Annotated in this window: 11 protein-coding genes; 6 read left to right on the forward strand and 5 right to left on the reverse strand. The window is 42.5% G+C overall.

The window, feature by feature from the left end; all coding sequences use genetic code 11:
* Positions 1–76 precede the first annotated feature (76 nt).
* A complete protein-coding gene (locus RM049_RS00125) occupies positions 77–3097 on the reverse strand; it encodes a DUF1574 family protein (protein WP_322702745.1) in 3021 nt (1006 codons plus the stop codon).
* Between the two features lie 473 nt (positions 3098–3570).
* Here RM049_RS00125 and RM049_RS00130 point away from each other — a divergent pair, with 473 nt between their 5' ends.
* The 3 genes from RM049_RS00130 to RM049_RS00140 all read left to right on the forward strand — a co-directional run bounded on the left by RM049_RS00130 (position 3571) and on the right by RM049_RS00140 (position 7313).
* Positions 3571–3825: a hypothetical protein gene (locus RM049_RS00130; RefSeq protein WP_322682203.1), complete on the forward strand. Its 255-nt coding sequence runs from the start codon at positions 3571–3573 to the stop codon at positions 3823–3825.
* An 84-nt stretch (positions 3826–3909) separates the two neighbouring features.
* Positions 3910–7014 carry a phosphoenolpyruvate carboxylase gene (locus RM049_RS00135; RefSeq protein ID WP_322702746.1) on the forward strand — a complete coding sequence of 1035 codons (3105 nt, stop codon included), beginning with the start codon at positions 3910–3912 and terminating at the stop codon, positions 7012–7014.
* Between the two features lie 44 nt (positions 7015–7058).
* On the forward strand, positions 7059–7313 hold the full coding sequence (locus tag RM049_RS00140) for a hypothetical protein (RefSeq protein WP_322702747.1): 255 nt from the start codon (positions 7059–7061) through the stop codon (positions 7311–7313).
* Between the two features lie 109 nt (positions 7314–7422).
* On the opposite strand, the gene RM049_RS00145 is transcribed toward RM049_RS00140, so the two are convergent.
* On the reverse strand, positions 7423–8208 hold the full coding sequence (locus RM049_RS00145; protein WP_322702748.1) for a ferritin-like domain-containing protein: 786 nt from the start codon (positions 8206–8208) through the stop codon (positions 7423–7425).
* A gap of 113 nt (positions 8209–8321) precedes the next feature.
* On the opposite strand from RM049_RS00145, the gene RM049_RS00150 reads away from it, so the two are divergent.
* From RM049_RS00150 to RM049_RS00160, 3 genes are all read left to right on the forward strand, one after another.
* Positions 8322–8627 carry a DUF4090 family protein gene (locus RM049_RS00150; protein WP_322685429.1) on the forward strand — a complete coding sequence of 102 codons (306 nt, stop codon included), beginning with the start codon at positions 8322–8324 and terminating at the stop codon, positions 8625–8627.
* 244 nt (positions 8628–8871) lie between these two features.
* Positions 8872–9843 (forward strand): aldo/keto reductase, encoded by a 972-nt coding sequence (locus tag RM049_RS00155; RefSeq protein WP_322702749.1) that lies wholly within the window; start codon positions 8872–8874, stop codon positions 9841–9843.
* Between the two features lie 561 nt (positions 9844–10404).
* Positions 10405–11199, forward strand: coding sequence for a DUF2993 domain-containing protein (locus RM049_RS00160; RefSeq protein ID WP_322702750.1), 795 nt, complete (start codon positions 10405–10407; stop codon positions 11197–11199).
* Between the two features lie 141 nt (positions 11200–11340).
* On the opposite strand, the gene RM049_RS00165 is transcribed toward RM049_RS00160, so the two are convergent.
* From RM049_RS00165 to RM049_RS00175, 3 genes are all read right to left on the reverse strand, one after another.
* Positions 11341–12732 carry a UDP-glucose/GDP-mannose dehydrogenase family protein gene (locus RM049_RS00165; RefSeq protein WP_322673254.1) on the reverse strand — a complete coding sequence of 464 codons (1392 nt, stop codon included), beginning with the start codon at positions 12730–12732 and terminating at the stop codon, positions 11341–11343.
* Between the two features lie 148 nt (positions 12733–12880).
* Positions 12881–13831, reverse strand: coding sequence for a UDP-glucuronic acid decarboxylase family protein (locus RM049_RS00170; protein WP_322689629.1), 951 nt, complete (start codon positions 13829–13831; stop codon positions 12881–12883).
* 469 nt (positions 13832–14300) lie between these two features.
* The gene (locus RM049_RS00175) at positions 14301–16439 is read right to left on the reverse strand and encodes a cation:proton antiporter (RefSeq protein WP_322702751.1); all 2139 of its coding nucleotides are present in this window, start codon (positions 16437–16439) and stop codon (positions 14301–14303) included.
* Positions 16440–16462: the final 23 nt, after the last annotated feature.

A 16462-nucleotide genomic window follows, 5' to 3' on the forward strand; every position in this document is an offset into this window, starting at 1 on the left:
TTGTCATTGGTCATTGGTCATTAGTTATTCTCGCCTGCCCCCTGCTTTCTGCTTTCTACTCCCTCACTCCCACTCCCTACTTCACTGGCCAAGGAATCATCGGATCGTTAGCTAGCTTTTTCGATACTTCGTATGCACCAAATCGATTAAGGTGGCTAGGATCGGAAAAGAAATCATTTACTTTTGGCCACTGTTGGCTTAAATCACGATAAATAAAGTTGGGATTAGTAGCCAAACGCAACATATATTGCTGAAATTGTTGCTCATATTGTTTACGCACTGGATCTAAATAATCTGCCGTCAAAGGCATATTGACAAATACTAAGGAGATTTTCTGAGACTGGGTAAACTGAAGCACTTCTTGAAAAGCAGTATCTTGCTGTCCTTCTACTTGGAAAGATTTATAGTCGTTGTCATAATTTCCGGGAACTCTGGAATGTTTTTGATAGTATCTCGCGGGATTAAAACGAATAGACAAGGGTAGAAAGCCATCAAAGTCAACCGCTTGTTGGGAAATACTTTCATCTGAAGTACCGTCTGTCAACTGTTTTTGTGATGCAACTGTTTGATTCTTACCAAATAAGAGCAGTTGTTTTTGCAGTAAACTTTTAATTTGATCGCGGTTTTGATAGCTAGCAGAAACAGAGGCTAGAGCCTGATTTAATGACTGATTGACGGCTTCATAAGTACTAATCTCTTGTTTTTCTTCGTTTGTTTTTTGTTCTTCCGAATTTACTATATTCTCTGGTAAATCATTGCTATTTGCAGTGGTTGCTGTTTTTTGGAATGCTTGCTTATAACCAACGGATGCCGCAAGTGATTTAAAGGTAATATCCTCGCGTCCACCATTGAAAGCACGCGCCCCATCTGCCCAGATAATTATTTTGGGTAGTTCTGATGGTTCCAAAACGTGACGAATCACAAAGTCTACAACTTGTGCCGTAGCACCGTTGATTCCGAAGTTAAACACGTCAAGATTTGGATAGCCTTGAGTTGCTAAAGCTTTAGAAAGTGCTGCGGGATCTACTCCTCTGAGGGCGCGCGAGGAGCCAATAATCAACACATCTGGCGGACTACCAGTTCTAGCCAAACGCTGTTTATACAGTGCTAGTTGCTCGTCTAACTGCCTAACATTAAAACTTGGCATCTGCGATCGCGCTGCTAAAAGAATAGCTGTTGCGGTTGCTTTTTCCTTCAGTGGTGCGGCTGCCAAATTATTTTTTGGGGTATCATCACTCTGGGTAAATTCCGAAGCATTAAATACAGAACTCTGATTTGGAGGAGATTTTGTCTTGGAAGTGCTGCTAAAAAATGTCGTTTTCTCACTCTGATTTTTTCCAGATGTCAAAGATGCCTTTTGCTCGGAAGATGAAGATGGCAGGGTGGCACTAGCTACTTTTGGTGAACTGGGCGTATTGCGTGCAATAATTCGACCCAATACCCAATCAGTTTGGAGGGTGAGCAATAATCCCAGTGTTCCCCAAACTAGAGCAATTTTAATTCCTTGAACATCATGGTTACGTTCTGCTGACTCGTTGCTTTCGGTAAATAGCTGGCTTTTCAACAGGAATTTTCTCGCAGTTGAACTCGCCGTTGCTATCCAATCTCGCGCTACTTCGGTTACAAAATTTTGAACTTCTTCTGTCGTTAAGTCTGGGCGCAAAATTGGTTCACTAGTCTCAGATGTTACTAAATCGTCAATGTATATAGAAGTAGCAGCAAATTCTGGGGTTGCTTCTGGTACTAAACGTTGGCGATGTTCAAGATCGACGCCATAATGCCAAAAAGGTTCTTTATTCCCAGCACGGCGACCGTAGATACGTACTCCCATAATAATACCGGAAATTTTTAACTGGCGGATAAACTGCGTAATTTTACTTGCTACTTGTTGTCGCTGTGGACAAACAGGTGCATCACACATAATGTGCAATAAACCATTTTTGTTCAGTAGAAGTACGCGAATTCCACCTGTCAATAGTCGCCAATCCAAATCAGGGTTGAGTAAACGCTCTAGTAAAAATACCATCGCTGGTTCATCACCAGTATTTGCCAAATCAAGTGGTGATATGGCAAAAGCGGGATAGTTTGCTGCGGGTAAACTCAACCAATCAATCCAAGTGGGTTCTTTGTCGCCTGCTTTTTGTCCGTATACGGTGGCGGCGAGAATGGCTTGAGGAGCGATCGCTTCTAGTTGCGGTAAAATCGCCTCTAAGCACGCTACCTTGTCTGGGATCGGGGCAGTTCCTAAAGGATCGAAAGCTGGGATACAAAAAATATGTAGCGTTGATTCTTTCAAAGAAACTTGCACACCAACTTTTAATCCTGATAGAACTTCAGCTAATAATCGAGCGATCGCTTGGACATCTCCCCAACGCGCCCACTCTTTCAGCATCACCTCTGGTGGTGTCAAATCCACCCGCAGCAGCCAATCAGGAGCAGTTTCGCCGCTCACCTGAGAAACAATTACAGCATCTTGGTACCCGGAAAGCTTGAGATAACGCAACTTTTGTGCTATTGGTTCGGCAAGCAACGATGCATCAGGGCTATAGCTCGACTGGCAAAATATCCACAGGCGATTTTCTTCTGGCTGAGAATTCTTGGGCTTATATGGCTTAATCTTTACCTGTACTGATACACCTAGCGTACTTAGAGTTTCGCTTAAATATCGAGCGATCGCTTCTGGATTCCCTTGGCGTGCCAAACTTTCGTTAGAGACAATTAGCGCCCCACCCGATTGTTTTAATTTTTCCGAGTCTGCTAGCAGCGCTTGTTGCACCTGATCGAGATGCTTATCTATTTGATTCAAGTGAACCCGATGGCACCACGAGGGACGCTGCTCCCCTTTTCTGCGGCCATAGACAAATACTTGATATATTGAGGTTTGTTCGCTGTTTGTGAGGATATCTAAGTTTGTTTGCTGTAGTGCTTGCAGCAAATCAGACAAAGTACGCCAACGCTGCGGACATTCTGTACCTTCACAAAGAATATGAAGGTCATTTCCCCGCAACCGGACTTTCACTCCGAAAGTGTTGATCCCTGTTGCTTGGCTTACCCATTGCACTAAGGATTGCTGGCGATCTGGTACTACTGTTTTCATGCTCAGTTAACTTTACAGTCAGCGATGGTTGGGGGATAGTGCCTGCACTTGTAAACTAGAACCATAGGTTTATCACACTCTGACGTTTTTTTTTAACAATTTTGTTACCTTCGTAGCTCACAAAATCGGACAAGATAGTCTTGTATAGGTTGCAAGTCTGACTAATGTTGAGTTTTGCGTTTATTTTACTAATAGGGAGTCAGAAATCAGAAGTTAGGAGTTAGGAGTTAGGAGTTAAAAGTTAGGAGCCAGGAGCTAGGAGTCAGAATAATTCTATATGACTGGCTGATGACTTGTCCTTTAAAGCCGGATTTGTGTCCGACTACGCTAATGTCCCGGATCGGCTAAACAAATAATCAGCTTATCTCATTTCAACTCCATTCCTTTATCGTTGGAGTCATCCTAACTCCTAACTCTGAACTCCTAACTCCTAACTGCTTTTTACTCATAATTCCCATAACCAAAAATTAGCAATGCCTCCTACCAACCAACAGTCTTCACCTAAACCCGCATCCAATCTGGATTTGTTTCCCATTCCTCAATCGTTCCTTTTACAAATAGGTACAGCGTCTATATTACTGCTGCTGATTACTGGAAAAACTACAGTAAGAGCACTAGAAGCCATAGGAGAAGCTAGTGAAGAATTATTTCGAGGCGATCGCCTACCCAATTTAGATTTCCCAGATGAACGCGAAATCAATCAAGATGAGAAGATATACACCAAATAATTATTTGCTCAGGAACAACCCAGCGAGCATTAAGTGCAAAACCTAGAACCGTAAACAGTAATTAGCTTTACAAGAATAGAGAATATGGGTTCCCTTTTATACTCTTCGTCTCAAACTGCTGATATATACCCGGTGTCGGAATTATTTTTGCGTCATCGTCTCCAGGTAGTGGAAGAATTGTGGGAGTCAGTTCTCCGGCAAGAATGCGGTCAAAATATGGTAGACTTGTTGGGTGAGTTGCGCGATCTATGTTCGCCAGAGGGACAAGCAACAAATGACCAAGCATCCTCAGCCGTAAAATTAATTGAACAACTAAATATCAACGAAGCAATTCGCGCGGCTCGTGCTTTCGCTCTGTATTTTCAGCTGATTAACATCATAGAGCAGGAATACGAACAACGGCAGCAATTGAGTCGTTATGAAGCAGAAACAGAGGCTATGGAGCCGGAAACACCGTCTAATGTTAACTATTCCTCCAATCAAAGAGAAGATGATGCGCCTGTTAGCAAGGGAATAGCAGCAGCCTTCCTGAAAAAGAATTATCTCGAAAAGGCGCAAGTCAAACCAAAAGGTACTTTTGCTGCCTTGTTTCCCTATTTATTCAAACTGAATGTACCACCCCAGCAAATTCAACGTCTAATTGCACATCTGGATGTGCGGTTAGTTTTTACAGCGCATCCGACGGAAATTGTTCGTCATACCATCCGGGATAAGCAGCGACAGGTGGTACAACTTTTGCAAAAACTGGATACCTTGGAAAATCACTCTGGGAGTACGCCAGGAGCATATCCTTGGGAAGCAGTAGATGTCCGCGAACAATTGCTCGAAGAGATTCGCCTGTGGTGGCGTACAGATGAACTTCACCAGTTCAAACCCACAGTGCTAGATGAAGTAGATTATGCCCTGCACTACTTCCAAGAAGTTTTATTTGATGGCATTCCCCAACTGTATAAACGTTTCAAACACGCTCTATCCAATACCTTTCCTTGGCTTGAACCACCGAGTAAAAACTTTTGCTCTTTTGGCTCATGGGTAGGCTCAGACAGAGATGGAAACCCATCAGTCACACCTGAAATCACCTGGAAAACAGCTTGCTATCAGCGCAAAATGGTGATCGGGAGATATATTCAGTCAGTGAAAAATCTGATTGAATTGTTGAGTGTGTCGATGCACTGGAGTGATGTTTTACCAGACTTACTGGAATCTCTAGAATTGGATCAGTCCCAATTGAGTGAAGTCTACGATGCACTGGCACTGCGTTATCGACAAGAACCTTATCGGCTCAAACTGGCTTACGTACTGAAACGGCTGGAAAATACTCGCGATCGCAATCTCGCTTTGTACAATCGGGAAACGCCAACAAATCAAGACAGTCCCCTATATCGTTCGGGTGCCGATTTTTTAGCAGAACTGCGGATGATTCAGCGCAACTTAACAGAAACAGGTTTAAGTTGTCGAGAATTAGAAAATCTGATTTGTCAGGTAGAAATTTTTGGCTTTAACTTGACACAGTTAGATATCCGCCAAGAATCGTCCCGCCACGCCGATGCGCTCAATGAGATTCTGGAATACCTGCAAATATTACCCCAACCTTACAACGAACTATCCGAGGAGCAAAAAGTTGCTTGGCTTACAGGCGAACTGCAAACTCGCAGGCCATTAATTCCCGCAGAATTGCCATTTTCCGAAAAAACCAACGATGTAATTGAAACCTTTCGCGTCGTGCGATCGCTCCAACAAGAATTTGGTCTGAACATCTGCCAAACTTACATTATCAGTATGTGCCGCGACGTGAGTGACGTGCTGGAAGTATTGCTTTTAGCTAAAGAAGCCAGACTTTTTGACCCCGCCATTGCCGTCGGAACTATTCAAGTTATCCCCCTTTTTGAGACAGTAGAAGATTTACAACGCTCCAGAAGCGTCATGCGGAAACTGTTTGAACTGCCGTTATATCGCGCTTTATTAGCCGGTGGTTACGAACAGACAAAAACAGAAGGTGCAGATGAAAATTCACCCTCTCCTGCCCCCCCTGCCTCCCCTGCCCCCCTGCTCCCCTGCTCCCCTGCCTCCTCCATCACCCCCAACTTACAAGAAGTAATGCTGGGGTATTCTGACAGCAACAAAGACTCTGGTTTTTTAAGTAGCAACTGGGAAATTCATAAAGCTCAAAAATCACTGCAACAAATAGCAGAAAACTACGATCTAAATTTGCGAATTTTCCACGGACGTGGCGGTTCTGTGGGACGAGGTGGGGGCCCTGCTTACGAAGCGATTTTGGCTCAACCAGGTCATAGTATCAATGGGCGAATCAAGATTACCGAACAAGGAGAAGTTTTAGCTTCCAAATATTCCTTGTTGGACTTGGCTTTGTATCACATGGAAACCATCACCACGGCTGTGATTCAAGCTAGCCTCTTGCGGACAGGGTTTGATGATATTGAACCCTGGAATGAGATTATGGAAGAATTAGCAGCGCGATCGCGTCAACATTATCGAGCTTTAATCTACGAACAGCCTGATTTTGTTGATTTCTTCCACGAAGTAACCCCCATTGAAGAAATTAGTCAACTGCAAATTAGTTCCCGTCCCGCCCGTCGTCCATCTGGTAAAAAAGATTTAAGCAGTCTGCGAGCTATTCCTTGGGTATTTAGCTGGACGCAAACCCGCTTTTTACTTCCTTCCTGGTATGGCGTTGGTACAGCCTTACAAGAATTCCTGAACGCAGAACCAGAAGAACACTTGAAATTACTGCGCTACTTTTACGTTAAGTGGCCCTTTTTCAAGATGGTGATTTCTAAGGCCGAGATGACTTTGGCAAAAGTAGATATGCAAATGGCACATCACTACGTCCAAGAACTCTCAAAACCAGAAGATCAACTTCGTTTTGCCAAGGTTTTTGACCAAATTGCTAGCGAGTTCTATCTGACAAGGGATTTGGTGTTAAAAATCACCGATCACAATCGACTCTTAGATGGCGATCCGGTATTGCAACGATCTGTGCAGTTACGGAATGGGACAATTGTCCCCTTGGGATTTATTCAAGTTTCACTACTTAAGCGTCTACGGCAGTCCCAAAATACTACTGCTACTTCTGGAGTAATTCATTCTCGTTACAGCAAAGGCGAGTTACTGCGAGGAGCATTGTTAACTATTAATGGGATTGCTGCTGGAATGAGAAATACAGGTTGATTGGGCATGGGGCATAATGACCAATGACCAATGACAAATGACAAATGACAAAAAACAGAATTTTAATTTGCACTTTCTTGGCGCTGTCATCAGGTTTTTTTGGTGCTTACACTAGTGGGCAAATTACCATGATGCTGCATAGCCAAAAGTGTCAAAACCAACCTTGGGGTTTAAAGGAGATGTGCAACGCTTGGATTACACCAGGAGCAATATGGCAAGGTAGCACAACAGGGCTATGGACAGGAACTATCTTAGGGGCTTTTGTTGGTGGTGTGGTGACGCGACCAGCTCGTGATTAATCTAACGTGAGTTCGATGAACCTCTCCCTGCCTTGAACTAAAGTTCAAGTCTGTCCCTCTCCAACTCGGAGAGGGACGGTTTTGCTTAGTAAAACATCTTAGAGGTCTTTTATTGATATCTTTCTGGTTTCATTCGCTCCCATGCAAAATTCATTTTTACCCAAGCATCCCGCCAGTAACTTTTGAAACTATGCCCTCCTGCTCTGAGTGCGCGATGATGACCCATCCAGACCAGAATCACTGGTACATAGTAAAGAAGTTGCTGTATAAGATAAGTGAGCTTCCGTAACCATGCAGGGCGGTTTTTTTGTATAATTGCCAAACGCTCGTATTGAAAACGAATATGCTTTACTTCATCTCTCAATATTTGTTGACACAACTGTTTTAGAACTGGGGAATTTGTTGCGTTTTGAATTGCTTTATAATAAACCAACGCTAGAGTCTCAACCATAATGACGGGAGTTGTCCAAATCTCCATTGTTGGGATTGCATAGCGTATTTTCCGAAACAACGTGTCACCCCAGTTATGCTGCAACCGAGGAATTTGGGCAAGGTCAAGAAACCGTCCTAAGTCCCCTCCATGACGTTGTTCTTCCTTTATGAATAGTTCAATTACGTCAACATATCTGGGATCTTTGATGTGCTGTGCATAGTTTTTAGCAGCAGCCAGTAAGTGCAATCCATCTGATGTCTCACCCAACTGCCAAGCTGCTAAAGAATCTCCTATTGCATTTCGTTCATCCTCTGTGATTTCCGCACCTCGCTTCCAAGGGATCTCTAATTGAAACTCAGCGTTGGCTTTGTAATAAGTGTACCACTTATCAGATGTTGTAATTGAAGGCAAAGTAGGTAACAGCTTATGAGGATTCATCAAAACTCCAAATGTGTATAACATTATGTTGTTTTAATGATTCCCAAAACTTTGTTTCGACTAACAATACTATTGTTTCAACTGATATGTTAGCAAGACTGGTAAAATCTACCCATAGCGAAGAAGAGTAAATCACTATGCCTACCGAAACTAACCCAGGGAATCAAACTACTACAGGAGCTGATGCGATTGATGAAGCGATCGCACAGGGAATTGATTTTGATGGTTCTCCCATTCCACCTGCCAAGCTAGAACTTTATAGTAAAGTAATGGCCCTAGAAGCTAATAGACAGCGCAGTGGTGTATCTAATACTATGCGATCGCGCATTGTACGAATTGGCGCAAAACACATTCCCCAAGCAGAACTCGACCAATTACTTGTAGATGCTGGTTTCGCACCCCTAAAAGAAAAAGAAATTGCCTTTTTTTATAGTGGTAAATAATTGTTAATTTCGTACAACAGTTTTCATTTATTTGAACCAAATATGTTCTAGGGGTACAGCAATGCTGTGCCCTCAATTCTTTACCTCAAACATAGCAAATTGCCATCGATATTTTGGCTTCTTCAGTAATTTCCTGATGAGTTCAAAAGTGTATCTTTAGCAAGATATTGTCAACTTACTCTTGTGTTTGAATTGGCAGATGGCTATATGTACTTAAGTAATAGCTGAAAGACTTGGAAAACTCATGTCAGAAACTACGTCAAATTCAGAAATGCAATACCGAGTTATCGGCAGTACAGGAGAGAAAGTTTCCGCCATCGGATTGGGTGGTTGGCACATCGCCTTGAAGCATGTTGATGAGGAACTAGGTATCCGAATTGTTAGAACTGCAATCGATCGCGGCATCACTTTTATGGATAACAGTTGGGATTACAACGGTGGAGTCAGCGAAATTCGCATGGGAAAAGCACTCTTGCATGGCTATCGAGACAAAGTGTTCCTGATGACGAAAATCGATGGTCGCTCTAAAAAATCAGCAGCAAAACAGCTAGACGAATCACTGCAACGCCTGCAAGTTGATTGCATCGATCTCGTTCAGCACCACGAAATCCTGCGGCACGAAGATCCGCATCGAGTTTTTCACGAAGAAGGGGCGAATGCTGCCTTGATTGAGGCACGGAAAGCTGGCAAACTCCGATATATAGGTTTTACTGGGCATAAAGACCCCTATGTTCATCTGCATATGCTGGAAGTTGCAGCCACTAACGGGTTTAAATTTGATACAGTGCAGATGCCTCTGAGTGTGATGGATGCCCACTACCGAAGCTTTGAAAAGCTGGTTTTACCAGAGCTAGTTAAACAAAACATCGGCGTTTTGGGAATGAAAAGCTTGGCAAACGGTATTCTTTTACGGTCAAATACTGTAACGCCAATTGAGTGTTTACACTATGCTTTGAATCTGCCCACATCGGTTGTGATTACCGGAATTGACAGCATGGAGATTTTAGACCAAGCTTTTGAAGCAGTGCGGACGTTCCAGCCAATGAACGACCAGCAAGTGCGATCGCTCTTAGCAAAAACGGCAGAAGCGTCATCACGCGGCGAGTTTGAGCCTTTCAAAACTTCATCAATCTTCGACAGCACTGCCCAAAATCAAGATTGGCTGGGAGAAGAACCACAGGGCATCCAGGAATTGATGTCAGCATCAAGAAAATAAACTCAATATCAATATATTTTGAATTCTAGAAACTTGATTAATGAATTTAAAATTATAAAAACTATGGAGCGATCGCCACAGAAACTATAACGAAAATTGCCAAAGAACGTGAATATCTTGATATGATTCTGGTTTTATGCATTAAATAAATCCAGAATCATATCATAATTAGCACAATTAATATTGCTAATGCGGTATTTGAGCGGATCGTAAGACCTCGCGATACGTGTGGAAACCATGAGGTTGAAGCTGATTCAGGAAGACTCAGCCTTACTTTATGTAGTACTAGAGTATCCAAAATGTATTATAACCGTATAAATGATACATTTTAACCATGTATAAAATACTACGCCGCAGTAATCTGATTCTCTTAGGATTACTATTGTCATGAAGACTACGACTTTATCTCAACTTAAGTCACATAGTAATATTTAATACATAGTTCATCAATTATCAGCCATTCTATGCCTATCCATTAGCACAATTAATCACGGGATCGCTTGCTGTATTCTTCATGATTTGTTACAAAAGTACAAAGAACTTCTAGAGACCCAAAACCACATGTTCGGCGGACTTACTGGTTTACAAGATCCTAAAGGCACAGATTGGGGAGAGCGAATGCTCAACACAGTCGCCAGCCAAACGATTCGCCACCTGTTTAGCACGAGCGAGTCAGTAGAAGTCTTTGTGCGCTGCTATCCTTCCAGCAAGCTCTTGCAAGGCAGCATTGATAGCTTCAAAATGAGCGGCCGTGGCTTGGTGATTCGGAGAGATTTCGCGGTTGAGGAGATGTCGTTTGAAACTGATGCGGTGGCGATTGACTTCGGCTCGGTTTTAAAGGGCAAACTTAGCCTTAAGCAACCTACTCAAGCGATCGCTCAAGTAATCTTATCAGAAGCAGGGATAAACCAAGCTTTTAATGCAGAACTGGTGAAAAAGCGCTTGCTTAACCTCACCGTACCATCACTGACAGAATTATCTGGTGGAGAACCAGTCTCCTTTACAGATGTTCAGGTACAGCTATTGCCAGAAAATCGCTTACAGCTTGTAGCAAAAGCAGATTTAAATAATGGCGAACTCGTACCCCTGAACATGATTTTAACTGTAGGTATTGAAAGACGGCGGCGAGTTTCTTTCAAAGATCCGAAAATTCAACTTGACCAAGTGCCAGAAGGGCAACAGGAAATCTCGCAAACCTTGAGCGTAGCACTGGTAGAAATTTTAGATAATATGGTCGATTTGGATCGTTTTGATCTTGATGGAGTAAAAATGCGCCTCAACCGATTAGAAACTGAAGGTCAAAAAATTATTTTCAGTGGATATGCTGAAATTGAACGTATTCCAAATAGTCCTTAATCCAAAATTATAGGCAAAAAATTAAAGTATAGTGAAGCTTTAAACAAATTAAATACCGCCTAGATGATTCTAGACGGTAATTTAAATCTTTAGTTTTTGAAGAAAGTTAGGAGTAATTAATAACTCCTAACTTTTAACTTTTTATCTTCCCACACCTACATACTGGAATCCAGCGCGGATCATTGCTTCGGGGTCGAGGAAGTTACGACCGTCGATGATAACAGGGTGGGCCATCAGTTTCGCCATTTTCACATAGTCCAGAGTGCTGAATTGCTGCCATTCGGTGACAAGTACTAAGGCATCACAGCCGTCAGCGAGTCTTTCGGCATCGGTTTCTACTAGCACACCAGAAAGTCCATGACGTAGACCTGTTTGGGAAACAATGGGGTCATAGGCTTTAACTTTAGCTCCCAGTCGGTTTAGCTGCTCAATTAGGTTGAGTGCTGGGGCGTCGCGCAAGTCGTCGGTATCGGGCTTGAAGGTCAGTCCGAGTAGTCCGACTGTTTTGCCTTTGAGAATTTTTAGAACTTGTTGGAGTTTTTCCAAAGCAATCAACCGCTGACGTTCGTTGACACTGACAGCAGATTTCAGTAGCTGGGCTTCATAACCATAGTCATCAGCAGTGTGAATTAGAGCGGAGACATCTTTGGGAAAACAAGAACCACCCCAACCAATACCAGCTTGTAAAAACTTGTTACCAATGCGGGAATCTAGACCAATACCTCTAGCTACTTGGGTGACATCAGCACCAACGCGATCGCAAATATTAGCAACTTCGTTAATAAAACTAATCTTAGTGGCTAAAAAGGCATTAGCAGCGTATTTAATCATCTCCGCCGAACTCAGGTCTGTTGCCAGAATTGGCACTGGGGGTAAAGATTGATCGTCAGCGTACTTGCGTTCTACAATTGGGGCATACAGTTGTTGCATTAAAGCTACTGCTCTTTGGCTATTGCCTCCTAGTACGATGCGATCGGGGTTAAAGGTGTCGTGAACTGCCGAACCTTCGCGCAAAAACTCTGGGTTGCTGACTACATCAAACTCGGCTACAAATTCAGGTAATTTCTCATCACTCGGCACTCCACCTGCGGGTATCAGTGTTTTCTGCCGCTCTGCAACACCATCTAGAACAAGCATCCGCACCCAGTCACCTGAGCCAATGGGTACTGTAGATTTATTCACTATGACTTTATAACCACCGTTGAGATTTTCACCAATCCCACGAGCTACAGCTTCGACGTAACGAGTATCACTTTCACCAGTGGGTAAAGGTGGCGTTCCCACAGCAATAAACAGAATTTCTCCGTGGGAAACTCCAGCAGCAAGATCGCTAGTAAAATGAATCTTCTCTGTTTGAATGGCAGACTGCATAATTTCTGAAAGTCCCGGCTCAAAAATTGGAGACTGCCCAGACTTCATTAACTTAACTTTTTCTTCGTTGTTGTCTACGCAAATTACATCATGCCCAATATGAGCCAAGCAAGCGCCTGTAACTAAACCAACGTAACCAGTACCAATAACGCAAACACGCATTTATTTAACTCCTCACTTATTTGGGTTTAATCTTCAAAAACAAATTATCAATTTTACACTTAGACGCTTGGGAAAAATCAGCAACTAAATATACTAGCTACAGATGGGGTTAGCCTGCATGAAAATTTAGAGCGACGCTAGACGTAACTCAGGTGGTTGAATTATTGACATCGCTTTGAATGCGATCGCGAAAATCTTCTATTGTTAGTTTTAAACCCTCTTGTAGAGGAATGGTAGGTTCCCAATTTAACCAAGTTTTTGCCTTTGTGATATCAGGCTGGCGACGTCGGGGATCGTCCGAAGGTAGTGCCTCGAATTTAATCTGCGCGTCTGGATTGATCATATTTTGCACAGTTTGTGCCAATTGTAAAATCGTGTATTCACCAGGATTACCCAGATTGACTGGGCCAATGTAGTCGCTATTCATTAGGCGGATGAATCCTTCTACCAAATCGGAAACGTAGCAGAAACTACGAGTTTGCGAACCATCACCGTACACGGTTAAAGGATTACCCTGCAAGGCTTGAACTATAAAGTTGCTCACCACCCGACCATCATTTTCTAACATTCTCGGTCCGTAGGTGTTGAATATCCGCACAACTCGAATATCAACTTTATTTTGCCTGTAGTAATCAAATGCTAGAGTCTCAGCAATTCTTTTACCTTCGTCATAGCACGAACGTATTCCAATGGGATTGACGCTACCTCTATACTCTTCAGTTTGGGGATGAATTTCTGGATCTCCGTATACTTCACTAGTGGAAGCTAAGAAAAACCTCGCTTTCACACGTTTAGCTAGCCCCAACATATTCAGTGTTCCCATCACGTTGGTTTTAACGGTTTTAACTGGGTTGTACTGGTAATGTACTGGTGAAGCAGGACAAGCTAAATGATAAATTTGATCGACTTCTAACCGAATTGGTTCGGTAATATCGTGACGGATCAATTCAAAGTACGGATGGTCTAACCATTTCAAAATGTTGCGTTTATGACCAGTGTAAAAATTATCCAAGCATATTATTTCATGCCCAGCAGCCATTAGTCGGTCGATGAGATGGGAACCAATAAACCCAGCACCGCCCGTCACCAAAATTCTCATAGTTTCCCAGTTACTTACAAATATTTTCAGTAGCTATTGCACTTACTTTTAGATTACCCACCTTGGGCACAAAAATACAAAACAAAAAAAAATAACAAGGCTCAATCAAAAATTGTTGTTGAACTTACCTATTTTTTCACAGTTGTAGTTTTGTTATATTTTTACCTGTTTTCTTAAGAATTTAATTAGCAAAATAACAGAAATTGTTTAAAAGTTGTTTGTTGTTCAGCCGAACTTTATCAAATCTTCAAAAATATAAAGTATTTTTACGGTTATCAAGTTTTTAATTGGATACAAAAAATTAGTCGAGATGGCGTTGACACTCGCGCTACAAATATATCCAAATAATACAGATGTAAATCCCTACAGCTTATTCATTTATTAGCAATATTTTCGAAAATTTGATGCCTCCGGCGGACTATTCTAATGCAGCCCAGGTTTACTTACTTGAACTGTATTCTGCTTTACATCATACAGCAGATGTAATGCTGCTAGCCGTGGTAGACATAATTAAATTTGTGCTTTGAGTGCGTTGCGGTTCTCCAAGCATAATAATTGAGCAGGTGAGTTGTCTGGCTAACTGGGTTGTGACATCGCTAATGGCTAACCCTCCAGGACTGGTACGATTACGTATAAAAGGTAAAACTACTAAATCATATAATCTTGCTGCCTGTAAAATCGCTTGGGCAACATTTTCGTGAGCGATGATTTGAATTTCTGGGGCATTGGCTAAAGCCAATTTAGATACCAATAAGGAGAGATGCGATCGCCTCCAAGCAATTTTACTAGAACTAGTACGGCGATCGCACACATTCAGCACAGTAATGTGGCTCTGATTTGCCTGTGCTAGCAGCTGGGCAAATTGTACGGGTTGTAATGTTGGTGCTGTTAAGTTTTCTATTGGTACTAAGATCCGCTGAATTTTTTTCGGTGATTCTACTAGACGTGTCACTGCTACTGGACAATGAGATGCCCAAAGCACACCATCAATCACATTCCCAAATAAACGCGCTCGTAACCCAGTCCGTTTACCCCAACCCATAACAATTAAATTAGCCTTTTGTTCGCGAGCCGCTCTGCTAATTCCTTGAGCAAAAGCATCATCGATTCGCAGCATTGGTTCTGCGGCTACGCCCAAGGTTCGACTTTGTGTCGTGGCTTTATTCAATAACCACTCACTCCGTTGTAGAGACGCTTCTAACTGGGGTGCATCCATGTGAGCAGCAGCAGTAGCGATCGCCAGGGGTATAATTTTGCCATGAGACTGACGTGCTAATAACGCTGCCATTTCAATCAAATACTGCTGGGTCTGAGGATTATATATAGGTACGACTATAGTAAAAGCATTGTCTGTTTTTGATGCATTCTCCTCAGCTAGGGGTGGTGCTGGATCTTCATCTGGTGGGGAATTCAAACTCACAGCTATTCGACTAGTTATCAACGGCCCCAAGGTTGATGTGACCACCATTAAAACAATCACACTATGTAATATTTCTACTGGCAGCAACCCAGACTGATATCCCACTAAAGTTGCTGCTAACGTTGTACCAACCTGGGGTAGTGACAGCGACCACATCGTTAGCATTTCTTGCCATTTATAGCGGTAAACCAGTTTTGTCAACAAAGCTGCGATCAATTTACCGATAATCAAACCAACTACGATCGACAGCGTTAATTTGAGCGTGTTCAGATTATTCACAAAGGCGGGTAAATCGATCAGTAAGCCAAGGTCAACAAAGAAAATAGGAATGAACAGCACACTGCCAATAAATACCACCTTTTCTTTGACTGGGCCTTCACCCACAGCTTCATTCACTGCCAAACCCGCTAAAAAAGCACCAACAATTTTTTCTACCCCAATCAATTGAGCGCCCACAGCTGCCAGAAACACAGAAAGCAACACAAATAAAAACTTGTTTCCTTCATCGTCTCCAGACCGTTTGAAAAATTCTTTGCCTGCCCAATCAAAGCCTGTCACAACGGCCACAGAGTAAATAATTAACCAACCAGACAAAGTGAGTAGTTTCGCAAAGCTGAATGCTTCAGTATGAGAGACAGCTACACAAATGGCTAATATTAGTACTGCACCAATGTTTGTAAAAATCGTAGCTCCAATGGTGACAGTAACAGCTTCGTTGTTCATTACTCCCAAACGGCTGATTATGGGGTATGCCAAAAGGGTATAGGAAGCAAATAAAGAGCCAATTAAGATTGAAGTATTCCACCCATAGCCGAAAATCAGCCCTACTAAGGTTCCCATGAGTAGGGGTACACTGAAAGTAAAGCTAGCAAACCCAAAAGCACGACTTTTTTTCCGGCGAAACTGTTCTAAATCAATTTCTAGCCCAGCGACAAATAGCAAATAAATTAACCCAATGTCTGATAGTAGGTTAATCATGGGTGAGTCAGACTGAAAAAGATTCCAACCTGAGGGCCCAAGTACTAGCCCTGAGAAAACCAAACCCACTAATCCTGGTAATCTTAGCCGCTCAAACATGATGGGTATAACTAAGATGACCACCAGCAAAATAGCAAAGGGAACAATTGGTTCTTTGCCAAGAACTTGGGAAGTTGGTTCCAGAACAAGAACTTGTGATATTAGTTCCATATATAGGAATTGAAGGGGCTATG

Source organism: Nostoc sp. DedQUE04, from assembly GCF_034530995.1.
Classification (GTDB): Bacteria; Cyanobacteriota; Cyanobacteriia; order Cyanobacteriales; family Nostocaceae; genus Nostoc.

What these genes read in the sequence shown, in the direction of transcription:
- RM049_RS00125 (WP_322702745.1), bottom strand. Translation starts at nt 3,097, where the DNA reads ATGAAAACAGTAGTACCAGATCGCCAGCAATCCTTAGTGCAATGGGTA.
- RM049_RS00130 (WP_322682203.1), top strand. Translation starts at nt 3,571, where the DNA reads ATGCCTCCTACCAACCAACAGTCTTCACCTAAACCCGCATCCAATCTG.
- RM049_RS00135 (WP_322702746.1), top strand. Translation starts at nt 3,910, where the DNA reads ATGGGTTCCCTTTTATACTCTTCGTCTCAAACTGCTGATATATACCCG.
- RM049_RS00140 (WP_322702747.1), top strand. Translation starts at nt 7,059, where the DNA reads ATGACAAAAAACAGAATTTTAATTTGCACTTTCTTGGCGCTGTCATCA.
- RM049_RS00145 (WP_322702748.1), bottom strand. Translation starts at nt 8,208, where the DNA reads ATGTTATACACATTTGGAGTTTTGATGAATCCTCATAAGCTGTTACCT.
- RM049_RS00150 (WP_322685429.1), top strand. Translation starts at nt 8,322, where the DNA reads ATGCCTACCGAAACTAACCCAGGGAATCAAACTACTACAGGAGCTGAT.
- RM049_RS00155 (WP_322702749.1), top strand. Translation starts at nt 8,872, where the DNA reads ATGTCAGAAACTACGTCAAATTCAGAAATGCAATACCGAGTTATCGGC.
- RM049_RS00160 (WP_322702750.1), top strand. Translation starts at nt 10,405, where the DNA reads ATGTTCGGCGGACTTACTGGTTTACAAGATCCTAAAGGCACAGATTGG.
- RM049_RS00165 (WP_322673254.1), bottom strand. Translation starts at nt 12,732, where the DNA reads ATGCGTGTTTGCGTTATTGGTACTGGTTACGTTGGTTTAGTTACAGGC.
- RM049_RS00170 (WP_322689629.1), bottom strand. Translation starts at nt 13,831, where the DNA reads ATGAGAATTTTGGTGACGGGCGGTGCTGGGTTTATTGGTTCCCATCTC.
- RM049_RS00175 (WP_322702751.1), bottom strand. Translation starts at nt 16,439, where the DNA reads ATGGAACTAATATCACAAGTTCTTGTTCTGGAACCAACTTCCCAAGTT.